This window comes from Ramlibacter sp. (genome assembly GCF_035706265.1).
Classification (GTDB): Bacteria; Pseudomonadota; Gammaproteobacteria; order Burkholderiales; family Burkholderiaceae_C; genus Ramlibacter.
This window is the reverse complement of the sequence record NZ_DASSVG010000101.1, coordinates 1-12,262: the sequence shown is the minus strand read 5'-3', so window position 1 is coordinate 12,262 and position 12,262 is coordinate 1. Positions and strand designations below refer to the sequence as shown.

The 12,262-nt window shown below is 69.9% G+C and carries 9 protein-coding genes; 7 read left to right on the top strand and 2 right to left on the bottom strand.

Annotated elements, in window-relative coordinates:
- Positions 1-193: 193 nt before the first annotated feature.
- The 6 genes from VFM98_RS03965 to VFM98_RS03940 are packed head-to-tail and all read left to right on the top strand — an operon-like array spanning position 194 to position 4,625.
- Positions 194-571: an S-adenosylmethionine decarboxylase gene (locus VFM98_RS03965; protein ID WP_325108603.1), complete on the top strand. Its 378-nt coding sequence runs from the start codon at positions 194-196 to the stop codon at positions 569-571.
- Positions 572-590: 19 nt separating this feature from the next.
- Positions 591-1,271 carry an N-acetylmuramate alpha-1-phosphate uridylyltransferase MurU gene (murU, locus tag VFM98_RS03960; protein WP_325108604.1) on the top strand — a complete coding sequence of 227 codons (681 nt, stop codon included), beginning with the start codon at positions 591-593 and terminating at the stop codon, positions 1,269-1,271.
- Positions 1,272-1,318: 47 nt separating this feature from the next.
- A complete protein-coding gene (locus tag VFM98_RS03955; protein WP_325108602.1) occupies positions 1,319-2,716 on the top strand; it encodes an aminopeptidase P N-terminal domain-containing protein in 1,398 nt (465 codons plus the stop codon).
- A complete protein-coding gene (locus VFM98_RS03950; RefSeq protein ID WP_325108601.1) occupies positions 2,716-2,898 on the top strand; it encodes a hypothetical protein in 183 nt (60 codons plus the stop codon). The genes VFM98_RS03955 and VFM98_RS03950 overlap by 1 nt, the downstream gene beginning before the upstream one ends.
- Entirely contained in the window at positions 2,895-3,353 is a 459-nt protein-coding gene (locus tag VFM98_RS03945; protein ID WP_325108600.1) for a pilin, read from the top strand. Before VFM98_RS03950 ends, VFM98_RS03945 begins: the two co-directional genes overlap by 4 nt.
- Before the next feature lie 48 nt (positions 3,354-3,401).
- A complete protein-coding gene (locus VFM98_RS03940; protein ID WP_325108599.1) occupies positions 3,402-4,625 on the top strand; it encodes an RtcB family protein in 1,224 nt (407 codons plus the stop codon).
- A gap of 4 nt (positions 4,626-4,629) precedes the next feature.
- Here the strand turns inward: VFM98_RS03940 and VFM98_RS03935 are convergent, their stop codons facing one another.
- The gene (locus VFM98_RS03935; protein WP_325108598.1) at positions 4,630-5,991 is read right to left on the bottom strand and encodes a DUF445 domain-containing protein; all 1,362 of its coding nucleotides are present in this window, start codon (positions 5,989-5,991) and stop codon (positions 4,630-4,632) included.
- 13 nt (positions 5,992-6,004) lie between these two features.
- A complete protein-coding gene (locus VFM98_RS03930; protein ID WP_325108597.1) occupies positions 6,005-10,819 on the bottom strand; it encodes an NAD-glutamate dehydrogenase in 4,815 nt (1,604 codons plus the stop codon).
- A gap of 265 nt (positions 10,820-11,084) precedes the next feature.
- On the opposite strand from VFM98_RS03930, the gene VFM98_RS03925 reads away from it, so the two are divergent.
- Positions 11,085-12,262 (top strand): malic enzyme-like NAD(P)-binding protein (locus tag VFM98_RS03925; RefSeq protein ID WP_325108596.1); only part of this gene is annotated, 1,178 nt, incomplete at its 3' end.

The following is a 12,262-nucleotide window of genomic DNA, read 5'->3' as shown; positions in this document are numbered from 1 at the left end:
CCGGAGTTCGCTTGCTGCACGGCGTCCATGGCCAACGCGCGGATCGCGTTCGCCATCAGGGATTCGTTGGCCATTCGGGGGCTTCTCCGGGGGAGAGGATTGGGGGAAACCCGTGATTTTAATGGACCGCACCCAGCCCCTTCCGCACCGGCCCAGGCACAGGCCTTCGAGCGTGCTGTGTACAGTCGGAGCCATGAAAGGCCTGCACCTCACCGCCGACCTCTACCGCTGCCGCTGCGACCCTGCGTGGCTGACGGATGCGGCGCGGCTGGGGCAGTGGTGCCTGGCGGCGATCGAGTCGGTCGGCTTGCAACCCGTGCAGCACGTGGTCCACGCCTTTCCCGCGGACGCGCAGGGCCCGGCCCACGTGACCGCCGCCGTGCTGCTGGCGGGATCGCACGTGTGCGTGCACACCTGGCCCGAGGAGCGCGCCGTGACCTGCGATGTCCATGTAGTGCATCTCGGCGGCGACCGCTCGGCGCCGGCGCGGGAGCTGATGGCCGCCCTGGTGCAGCGCTTCGAGCCGGAGTGGACCGAGCAGCGCTCGCTGGACCGCGGGGAGGAAAACTGAGTTGAGCATCGCCCAGGCCATGATCCTCGCCGCCGGCCGCGGCGAACGCATGCGGCCGCTGACGGACACCTGCCCCAAGCCGCTGCTGCGGGTGAAAGGCAAGCCGTTGCTGCAGTACCACCTGGAGGCCTTTGGCCGCGGCGGCTTCCGCGACGTGGCGATCAACACCGCGTGGCTGGGCGAGCAGATCGAGGACCACTTCGGCCACGAGACCGCGGACGGCGTGCGCATCAAGTACTCGCACGAAGGCAAGGACTTCGGCGGCGCGCTGGAGACGGCCGGCGGCATCGCGCGGGCGCTGCCGCTGCTGGCCGACACGTTCTGGATCGTCGCCGGCGACGTGTACATGCCGGAGTTCATGTTCACCCGCGCGGCGTACGACCGCTTCGCGGAGAGCGGCAAGCTGGCGCACCTGTTCCTGGTGCCGAACCCTGCGCACAACCCGAAGGGCGATTTCGGGCTTTCCGTCGACGGGCTGGCGCTGAACACGGCCGACGTGCGGCACACCTATTCGACCACGGGGCTGTACCGGCGCGCTTTCTTCGCCGCCCTGCCGGCCGGCAATCCCCAAGGGCAGAAGGTGGCCCTGGCGCCGATGCTGCGCGCGGCGATCGAACGGGGTGAGGTCAGCGCGGAGCTCTACGAAGGCCCGTGGACCGACGTCGGCACGCCGGAGCGGCTGGCAGCGCTGAATTCGTAGCCGGGCCCCCCGGCGCGCACGGCGCCCGAAACCGTCAGAATGCCCCCATGAACACCACCGTCCCCACCTCGGTCTACGCCCAGCGCCGCGCCCGCATGGCCCGGCAGCTGGGGGGCAACGGCATCGCGATCATTCCCACCGCGCCCGAGCGCCAGCGCAACCGCGATTCCGATTTCCTGTTCCGGCACGACAGCTACTTCTACTACCTGACCGGCTTCACAGAGCCCAATGCCTGGCTGGTGGTCACCGGCGAAGGCCAGGCCACGCTGTTCTGCCAGCCCAAGGACCTGGAACGCGAGATCTGGGACGGCTACCGCCTCGGCCCGGAAGCCGCCGTCGGCGCGCTCGGCGTCGATGCGGCCTTCCCCGTCGAGGAACTCGACAAGCAGCTGCCCAGGCTGCTGGAAAACCGCGAGGTGGTCTGGTATCCGTTCGCGATCCACGCCGGGCTGGAGCAGCGCATCGCCGGCTGGCTGAACCAGGTGCGCGCGCGGGTGCGCTACGGCGCCCTGTGCCCCGAGCAGCAGAGCGACCTGTGCGCCATCCTCGACGAGATGCGGCTGGTGAAGGACGCGCACGAGCAGGACATCATGCGCCGCGCCGCCGCCATCAGCGCGCGGGCCCACGTGCGCGCGATGAAGACCTGCGCCCACATGCTGCGCGACGGCAAGGACGTGCGCGAATACCACCTCGACGCCGAGCTGATGCACGAGTTCCGCATGGGCGGGTCGCAATATCCCGCCTACAGCTCGATCGTCGCCGCCGGTGCCAACGCCTGCGTGCTGCACTACCGCGCCGACGTGGCGCCGGTGCGCGCCGGCGAGCTGGTGCTGATCGACGCCGGCTGCGAGCTCGATGGCTACGCCGGCGACATCACCCGCACCTTCCCCGCCAACGGCAGGTTCACCGGCCCGCAGCGCGCCCTGTACGACCTGGTGCTCGCCTCGCAGGAAGCGGCGGTGGCCGCCACGCGCCCGGGCGCCCGCTTCACCGATCCGCACGAGGCGGCAGTGAAGGTGCTCGCGCAAGGCATGCTGGATGTCGGCCTCCTGGACCGGGACAAGGTGGGCACCCTCGACGACGTGATCGAGAAGCGGGCCTACTTCCCCTTCTACATGCACCGCACCGGCCACTGGCTGGGCATGGACGTCCACGACGCCGGCAGCTACGTCGAGCCGGGGGAAGTGGGCCAGGTGAGCGAGCGGAAGGACCCACTTTCGGGGGAAATCATCAAGAACCGCCCCAGCCGCATCCTGCAGCCCGGCATGGTGCTCACGATCGAGCCGGGCCTCTACGTGCGCCCCGGCGAGGGGGTGCCGGAAGCCTTCCACAACATCGGCATCCGCATCGAAGACGACGCGATCGTCACGCCCGAGGGCTGCGACCTGATCACTCGGGGGGTTCCGGTGAAGGCGGACGAGATCGAGGCCTTGATGAATTCCTGATGCCCGCCGTGGTCAACCGGCGCGCCGAAAAGCCAAAATTTGTCACCGCCGCGGCCGCCGGCGTGAACAATGCCCTGTCTTTCCCCTTAGCACGGAAGTTGCTTCGCGTTACCAAGTACGAAATCTTGGGCGAAATGCAATGGGGCGCAAACGGCAACAAGGATTCTCGCTGGTCGAGGTGATCATCACCGTGTGCATCGTCGCGGTCCTCGCCTCCGTGGCCGTGGCGCATCTGCGCGATTACACGCGCCGGGCCAAGATTTCCGAGGTGGTGCTGGGGCTCAACGGCTGCAAGAACATGGTGAGCGAGAACTACGTCGTGATGGACTCCCCGCCGGACGCGGGCCGCTGGGGCTGCGAAGGCCCGGCCGGCGGCAACTACGCCGGCACCATCCAGACCTCCGCCGACGGCGTGATCCGGGTCCCGATCGACAACCTGGACCGCCTGGTCAACGGTCGTTACATCTACCTGATCCCCGCCAAGCCGGATGGCGATGCGGCCATGCGGACGCCCGACGATCTCGGCCGGGCCGTCCGTTCCTGGATCTGCGGCTCCGACTGGCAGCCGGTGCGCAACGGCCTGCCGGCGAACTGCCGTGCGGACACCACGACCTTCGCGTCGCAGGAATTCCAGTGACGCGCCTGCGCTGAACTTCCGCAGCCGGGGCGGGTCCTACACCGCCCCATGCGAGAACGAACGACCTACCTGCAGGAAGACACCCCCGGCGGCGTGCCGGTGAAGATGTGGACGCGCGGCGTCCCGGTCGAGGACGAGGCCAGGCGCCAGCTCCAGAATGCCGCCCGGCTTCCCGTGGTCTTCCGCCACATCGCCGCCATGCCCGACGTGCACTACGGCATCGGCGCCACCGTCGGCTCCGTGATCCCGACATTGCGCGCCATCATCCCCGCCGCGGTCGGCGTGGACATCGGCTGCGGGATGATCGCCTGCAAGACCACGCTCACGGCGCAGGACCTGCCGGACAACCTGGCGCCGCTGCGCTCCGCGATCGAGCGGGCGGTGCCGCATGGCCGCTCGCCCGGTGCGCGCGACCCCGGCGCGTGGCAGAAGACGCCCGGCGCCGTCGACACGGCCTGGGGCCAGCTGGAGCCCGAATTCACCGCACTGTGCCGCGACTACCCCAAGCTGGAGAAGACCAACCACCACAAGCACCTCGGCACGCTGGGCGGCGGCAACCACTTCATCGAGGTCTGCCTCGACGAGGAGGGCTTCGTCTGGTTCATGCTGCACTCGGGCTCGCGCGGGGTGGGCAACGCGATCGGCACGATGTTCATCGAGCTCGCCCGTCAGGACGCGATGCGCAACGACGTGCACCTGCCCGACCGCGACCTGGCCTACTTCGCGGAAGGCTCGCGCTACTTCGGCGACTACGTGCGCGCGGTGGGCTGGGCGCAGAAGTTCGCGCGCCTGAACCGCGAGGTGATGATGCGGCGCGTGATCGAGGCGGCCAAGACGGTGCTGCATCGCAGCTTCCAGGCCCACGTGGAGGCGGTGAACTGCCACCACAACTACGTGCAGAAGGAGACGCACTTCGGCCAGGAGGTGTACGTCACGCGCAAGGGCGCGGTGAGCGCGAAGAAGGGCGAGCTGGGGATCATCCCGGGCAGCATGGGCGCGCGCAGCTACATCGTGCGCGGCAAGGGCAACCCGGAGAGCTTCGCGTCCTGCTCGCACGGCGCCGGCCGCACCATGAGCCGCGGCGAGGCCAAGCGCCGCTTCACCCTGGAGGACCACCGCCGCGCCACCGCCGGCGTCGAATGCCGCAAGGACAAGGACGTGATCGACGAGACGCCGGCCGCCTACAAGGACATCGACCGCGTGATGGAGGCGCAGGAGGACCTGGTGGAGGTGGTGCACACGCTCAAGCAGGTGGTGTGCGTGAAGGGGTGAGCCTTCACCCCGACCACCTGCGCGCCGTCTCGCCGAGCGCGAACAGCACCAGCCCGATCGCGCCGCCCACCAGCGTCCCGTTCACCCGGATCTTCTGCAGCTGCGGCCCGATGCTCAGCTCCACCTGCGAGGCCATCTCGCGCGCATCCCACTGCCGCACCGTGTCGCGGATGTGGCCCGTGAGGTAGGCCGAGAAATCCGGCGCGGCGCTGCGGGCGGCGGCCTCCAGCTGCTCGTTGAGCGTGCGGCGCAGTTCCGGGTCGGCTGCCAGTTCGCGCCCCAGCCAGCCCCCGGCCGCCATCAGGTTGCGGCGCAGGTCCGAATCCTCGCTCTCCACGTTGCGGTGCAGCCAGGCCGACACGGTGCGCCACAACTGCGCGGCATAGCGGCCCAGGTCGTCGTCATTGAGCAGATAGGCCTTGATCTCCTCCGCCTTCGCGCGCATCACGGGATCGGCCTTCAGCCGCGCGATCCACTGCTCCACCTGCGCGTCGAAGGCCGTCCGCAGCCGATGCCGCGGATCGTTGCGCACCTCGTCGAGCCAGCGACCGAGCTGCCGCGCCGCCAGCTCGCTGCCCTTCTCGCCCAGCCACTCGGTCGGCAGCACCAGTTGCTTGCGGTAGTGCTCCGTCTTCAGCCACTCGACGATCTCGGCGGCGATCGCGTCGCGGGTGGGCTGCGCGGCCAGCAGGCGCAGCAGGCGCTCGATCAGCTGGTCCAGCAACTGCTGGTGGCGGCCGTTGGCCGTGAGCGTGTCCAGCACCTCGCTGGCCGAGCGCGACAGGTCCGCCCTGGCCAGCAGCGTGCGCGCGGCGTCCTTCAGCAGCTGCTGCACGCGCTCGGCTTCCACCAGGTGCAGCGAGCCGGCGACGAGCTTGACGATGAAGCCGCCCAGCCGCCGCGTGTTGGCCTCCTGCGTGAGCCAGCCGGCCAGGCCCCCGGCGAGGTCGTGCCGCCGCAGCAGCGCCGCCAGCGAATCGGCATCGAGGAACTTCTCCTGCACGAACTGCGCGAGGTTGTCGCCGATCTCGTCCTTCTTGCGCGCGATCACGTCGGTATCGCGGCCGATGACGGGCACCGGCAGCGGCCGGAACAAGGCCGAGACGGCAAACCAGTCGGCCAGGCCGCCGACGATCGCGGCCTCGCTGGTGCTGCGCAGCGCATTGGCGAACAGGCCGGGCGGCAGCGACAGGCTCAGCACCAGCACGCAGCCCATGACGCCCAGCAGCAGCAGGGCGTCCGTCTTGGCGTGGGCCAGCTGCGTGTGCTTGTCGGCCGCCGGCCGGCGCGCGCGCAGGGCGACCGCCAGCAGCAGGCCCGCGATGCCTGCCAGCGCCGCCAGCGCCACCAGCGTGGAAGACTGCATGCGCGGCGCGGCTTCAGACCAGGTTGCGCAGCTCCCGCAAGGCGACCGACAGCATCGCGAGGTCGCCCGTGCCCGTGTCCTTCAGCTCCTGCAGCAGCCGCTGCGCGCGCTCCAGGGCCTGCCGGTTGCCGTGCTCCCAGCGATCGAGCACCTCGCCCGCGCTGCCGTCCTGGTGCATGGCGGCCTGCTGCGCGATGGAGCGCTGCAGGTCGCTCACGTCGTCGCTGAGGGCGATCTTCGCCAGGCTGTGCCAGAAGCTCTCGGCCGGCAAGGCCTCGATCTGCTGCTGCATGCGCGCCAGCCCGAGGCGCTCGCCCACCCCGGCGTGCACCTGCGCCGTGAGCTCCAGCGGCTTCTGGCTCGCCTCGGCGATCTCGGCGATGTCGAGCGCGTGGAATTGCGCCTCCGCGCTGTCCACCTGCAGCGCCAGCGCTTGCGGCACGCCGGCGGCCATCCAGCCGGCCGCGCGCGGCGACTCCGGCGCGCTCGCCTCGCGGTGCGAGCGCAGCGCCTGCACGGCGGGGGCGAATCGTGCCACCTGCTGCTGCGTCGGCTCGAAGAGCCGCCGCGAGCGCAGGAACCAGGTGGTGGCGCGTTGCAGCAGGGCGCGCAGCGCGATCACCATGTCGGCCTGCACTTCGTCCGGCACGACGGTGTCCAGCGCCTCGATCTGCTGCCACAGGGGCACGAGGCCGAACACCTCGCGGCTGGCCAGGTAGGCGCGCACCACCTGCGGCGGCGTGGCGCCCGTGATCTCGCCCAGCCGGTGCACGAAGGTCGGCCCGACCCGGTTCACCATGCTGTTCAGGACATGGGTGGCGATGATTTCGCGCCGCAGCGGGTGGCGCGGGATGGTGGCCGCGAACTTCTCGCGCAGCTGGCTGGGGAAGTAGCGCTCCAGCGCGGTGGCGATCCACGGGTCTTCCGGCAGGTCGGAGGCGATCAGCTCGTCGTTCAACCACATCTTGCTGTACGCGAGCAGCACCGCCTGCTCCGGGCTGGTGAGGCCCAGGCCCTGCGCCTTGCGCTCGGCGATCTCCTCCTCGCTCGGGAGGAACTCGATGGCGCGATTGAGTTCGCCCTTCTTCTCCAGGAAGCGGATGAAGCGCGCCTGCTCGTCGAACTGCCGGCGCGCCAGCCGCCCGCCGATGGAAAGCGCCTGGGTCTGGAAGTAGTTGTCGCGCAGCACCAGGGCCGCGACCTGCTCCGTCATCTGCGGCAGCAGCGCGTTGCGCTGCTTGTCGGTGAGCTCGCCGTCGCCCTGCGCGATCCCGAGCAGGATCTTGATGTTGACCTCGTGGTCCGAGGTGTCGACGCCGGCGGAGTTGTCGATGGCGTCGGTATTGAGCTTCACGCCGTTCAGCGCCGCCTCGATGCGCCCGCGCTGGGTGAAGCCGAGGTTGCCGCCCTCGCCCACCACCCGGCAGCGCAGCTCGCGGCCGTCGATGCGCACGGCGTCGTTGGCGCGGTCGCCCACGTCAGCGTGCGTTTCGCCCGAGGCCTTGACGTAGGTGCCGATGCCGCCGTTGTAGAACAGGTCCACCGGCGCACGGAGGATGGCGGAGATCAGTTCCGCCGGCGTGAGGGACTCGGCCTCGATGCCCAGCACGCGCCGCGCCTGCGGCGAGATCGCCACCGATTTCTCCGAGCGGGCCCAGACGCCGCCGCCTTCGGAAACGAGCTTGGCGTCGTAGTCGGCCCAGGACGAGCGGGGCAGCTTGAACAGCCGCTCGCGCTCGGCGTACGAGGTCGCGGGATCCGGATCGGGGTCGATGAAGATGTGCCGGTGGTCGAAGGCCGCCACCAGCCGGATGTGGTTCGACAGCAGCATGCCGTTGCCGAACACGTCGCCCGACATGTCGCCGATGCCGATCACCGTGAAGTCGGTCGACTGCGTGTCCAGCCCGATTTCGCGGAAGTGGCGCTTGACGCTTTCCCAGGCGCCGCGCGCGGTGATGCCCATCTCCTTGTGGTCGTAGCCCTGGCTGCCGCCGGAAGCGAAGGCGTCGCCGAGCCAGTGGCCGTACTCGATGCTGACCGCGTTGGCGTAGTCGGAGAAGCTGGCCGTGCCCTTGTCGGCCGCGACCACGAGGTAGGGGTCGTCGCCGTCGATGCGCACCACCTGCGGCGGCGGCACCGCCAGGCCGTTCACCAGGTTGTCGGTGAGGTCCAGCAGGCCGCGCAGGTAGTCCTGGTAGCAGGCCACGCCTTCCTTCATGTACGCCTCGCGGTCGCTGGCCGGCGGCGCCTTCTTCAGCACGAAGCCGCCCTTGGAGCCGACCGGCACGATCACGGTGTTCTTCACCATCTGCGCCTTCACCAGCCCCAGCACCTCGGTGCGGAAGTCGTCCGGCCGGTCGGACCAGCGCAGTCCGCCGCGCGCCACCTTGCCGCCACGCAGGTGGATGCCCTCGAAGCGCGGCGAATAGACCCAGATCTCGTACAGCGGCCGCGGCTCGGGCAGGCCCGGCACCTTGTGCGAATCGAGCTTGAAACTCAGGAACGGCCGGCGCGGCCCCGGCGCGCCGCTCGCGCCGACCCCGGTGCGCCAGTAGTTGGTGCGCAGCGTGGCCTGGATCAGCGCCAGCAGCTGGCGCAGGACCCGGTCTTCCGACAGGTTGCTCACCTTGTCGAGCGCCTGGTTCAGCGCGTTCACCTGCGAGGCCGCGCCTTGTTCGTCGTGCGCCTGCGGGTCGAAGCGCAGGCGGAACAGCGACACCAGCATGCGGGCGATGCGCGGGTGCGCGGCCAGGGTGGCGGCGATGGTCGACTGCGAGGCCGCGAAGCCGATCTGCTTGAGGTACTTGGCGTAGGCCCGCAGCACCACCACTTCCTCGGCGGAGAGCGCCGCGAGCAGCACCAGCCGGTTGAAGGAGTCGTTCTCCACCTCGCCGCGGAACACGCGCGCGAACGCGTCCTCGAACAGGCGGGCCAGCGCCTGCGGATCGATCTCCTCGTTGGCCCGCGCCTGCAGCGCGAAGTCGTGCAGCCACACGGGCGGGGTGTCTTCGCCGTCGTGGATGCGGTGGTTGTCCTCGGCCAGCACCCGCACGCCCATGTGCTCCAGCATGGGCAGGCTGTCCGACAGGATCACCGGCGCGCCGAGGCGGTAGACCTTCAGCCCCAGCCGGCCCTCGGCGGCCCCGAGCGGCCAGTAGAGCGCCAGCGCGAACGGCGCTTCGGGCGTCAGCGAGGCGATCTTGCGGATGTCGTGCACCGCGGCGCGCGCCGGCACGTGCTCGCGATAGGCGACCGGGAAGCCGCCGGCCCAGCGCCGCTCCAGCGCCAGGCCCGCCGCCTCGCCCTCGCTTTCCACCAGCGCCTCGCGCAGTTCGTCTTCCCAGCGCCGCGCCGCGGCGGCCAGCTTGCGCTCCAGGTCCTTGCGGTCGAAGGCCGGCACCGGGTTGGGCGCGATGCGCACGTTGAAGTGGATGCGCGCCAGCTGCGTGCCCGAGAGCAGCACGTCGAAGTCGATGTGGCTGCCGTTCAACTCCTTCAGCAGGATCTTCTGGAACTTCAGCCGCAGCTGGGTGGAGAAGGCCTCGCGCGGCACGAACACCAGGCAGGAGACGAAGCGGTCGAACGGATCCTTCCAGGTGAAGAGGCGCAGGCGGTGGCGCTCGCCCACGGCCAGGATGCCCAGCATGATCTCGTACAGCTCGCCTTCGGGCACCTGGAACAGGTCGTCGCGCGGGAAGATCTCCAGGTTGTGCTGCAAGGCCTTGGCGAGGTGGCCGGCCGGCGCGAAGCCGGCGCGCTGCGCGATGGCGTGCACCTTGCGGCGCAGCAGCGGGGTCTCGCTCACCCGCGCCGAATACATCGTGGAGGTGAACAGGCCGATGAAGCGGTGCTCGCCGATCACGCGGCCCTCGGCGTCGAAGCGCTTGACCCCGAGGTAGTCGGTGTAGCCGTCGCGGTGCACGGTGGAGCGCGTGTTCGCCTTGGTGATCACCAGCACCGGTGAAGGCGTGCGCGCCAGCGCGCGCGCCGACGGGGGCAGGGCGGCGAAGCTGGCCGAAGGCGTGGCATCGGCGCCTTCGCGCAACACGCCCAGGGCACTACCGGGCACCAGCTTCAGGGCCAGGCTGCCGTCCTCCTCGACGAGGTCGTGCTGGCGGTAGCCGAGCAGGGTGAAGTGGCCGTCGGCCAGCCAGTCCAGGAAGGCGCGGCTCTCGGCCGCCTCCTCCGCGCTCACGCCCGGGGGCACGGCGGCGAGTTCGCCGCTCGCCTGCGCCAGCCGCGCGAGCATCGGCTTCCAGTCGCTCACGGCGGCGCGCACGTCGCCCAGCACCCGCTCGATGCCCTGGCACAGCGCCGCGCGCTGCTTGCCGTCGACGAGCCGGTCCACCTCGATGTACATCCACGATTCGCGCGGCAGGTCCGGCGCGCCGTGGCGCGGCGCGATCGACTGCAGCAGGCCGCGCGCATCGCGCTGCACGGCGTACACCGGGTGCACCAACAGGTGCAGCGCGAGGCCCTGGCGGTGGATCTCCATCGACACCGAGTCGACCAGGAAAGGCATGTCGTCGTTGACGATCTCCACGATCGTGTGGCGCGAGCCCCAGCCGTCCTCGCCCGGCGTGGGGCTGAACACGCGCACCTTGGGCATGCCCGGCGGCCGCTGCGCACCGAACTGCCAGTGCGACAGCAGCGCGCCCAGCAGGTCCTCGGGCGTGCGCTCCTCCAGGTCTTCGACATCGACCTGGCGGAAGTATTCGTGGGCGAAACCGTCGAGGGTGTCGGCGGCGGGAGCGGCCTGGCGCGCAGTGGCCAGGGCCAGGACGGCGGCGACCTGTTCGTCGCGCCGGGTTTCCTGTGTGGCAGCCATGTTCTCTTTCTCCTGGGGCCGCATCCACTGTAGGCGCGCGAGGCCCGGCAAGGCCAATGTGGATGCGGCGCCTGTTGATGCCAATCATGCATACGCGGCCGGCGCGCGGGGGCCTGTACGGAGGCGGCAACAGCTCAATTCCCGATACGCATATTCGCGTACTAGGGTTTTCCCCGGCGACGGGTACTACAATGGCAGGCTTTTCTTTTTGCACAACAAGCGCGGGCGCCGCTTGGCCGTTGTCGCGCCCAGGAGACCCGATCCCATGTCCACCGATTCCCCGGCGACGCACGACAAACGCGCTGAACTGCGCCAGGCCGCCCTCGAATACCACGAGTTCCCCACCCCCGGCAAAGTCCAGATCGCCGCGACCAAGCAGCTGATCAACCAGCACGACCTGGCGCTGGCCTACTCGCCCGGCGTCGCCGCGCCCTGCGAGGAAATCGTGCGCGACCCGAACGCCGCCTTCCGCTACACGAGCCGGGGCAACCTGGTGGCCGTGATCACCAACGGCACCGCCGTCCTGGGCCTGGGCGACATCGGCCCGCTGGCCGCCAAGCCGGTGATGGAGGGCAAGGGCGTCCTGTTCAAGAAGTTCGCCGGCATCGACGTGTTCGACATCGAGATTGCCGAGAAGGAGAACCTGGACCGGCTGGTGGACGTGATCGCGGCGCTGGAGCCCACCTTCGGCGGCGTGAACCTGGAAGACATCAAGGCGCCCGACTGCTTCTACGTCGAGCGCAAGCTGCGCGAGCGGATGAAGATCCCGGTCTTCCACGACGACCAGCACGGCACCGCCATCGTCGTCGGCGCGGCCATCCTCAACGGCCTGAAGGTCGTGGGCAAGGACCTGAAGAAGGTCAAGCTGGTGACATCCGGCGCCGGCGCCGCCGCCCTGGCCTGCCTGGGCCTGCTGCTCAAGCTGGGCCTGCCGCGCGAGAACATCTACGTCACCGACCTGGCCGGCGTGGTGTGGAAGGGCCGCAAGGAGCTGATGGACCCGGACAAGGAGCTGTTCGCGCAGGAGACCTCCGCGCGCACGCTCGCCGAGGTGGTCAAGGATGCCGACGTGTTCCTGGGCCTCTCGGCCGGCGGCGTGCTCAAGCCGGAGATGGTCAAGACCATGGCGGCCAGCCCGGTGATCCTGGCGCTGGCGAACCCGAATCCCGAGATCGATCCGGACGCGGCCAAGGCGGCCCGCCCCGACTGCATCATCGCCACCGGCCGCACGGACTACCCGAACCAGGTCAACAACGTCCTGTGCTTCCCCTACATCTTCCGCGGTGCGCTCGATTGCGGCGCCACCACGATCACCACCGAGATGGAGATCGCCGCGGTGCACGCGATGGCGGAACTGGCGCAGGCGGAGCAGAGCGAAGTGGTCGCGGCGGCCTATGCCGGCGAGCAGCTGAAGTTCGGCCCCGAGTACCTGATCCCGAAGCC

Bases quoted from the DNA above. Each gene is read 5' to 3' on its own strand.
- VFM98_RS03965 (WP_325108603.1), top strand. From the start codon at position 194: ATGAAAGGCCTGCACCTCACCGCCGACCTCTACCGCTGCCGCTGCGAC.
- murU (WP_325108604.1), top strand. From the start codon at position 591: ATGATCCTCGCCGCCGGCCGCGGCGAACGCATGCGGCCGCTGACGGAC.
- VFM98_RS03955 (WP_325108602.1), top strand. From the start codon at position 1,319: ATGAACACCACCGTCCCCACCTCGGTCTACGCCCAGCGCCGCGCCCGC.
- VFM98_RS03950 (WP_325108601.1), top strand. From the start codon at position 2,716: ATGCCCGCCGTGGTCAACCGGCGCGCCGAAAAGCCAAAATTTGTCACC.
- VFM98_RS03940 (WP_325108599.1), top strand. From the start codon at position 3,402: ATGCGAGAACGAACGACCTACCTGCAGGAAGACACCCCCGGCGGCGTG.
- VFM98_RS03935 (WP_325108598.1), bottom strand. From the start codon at position 5,991: ATGCAGTCTTCCACGCTGGTGGCGCTGGCGGCGCTGGCAGGCATCGCG.
- VFM98_RS03930 (WP_325108597.1), bottom strand. From the start codon at position 10,819: ATGGCTGCCACACAGGAAACCCGGCGCGACGAACAGGTCGCCGCCGTC.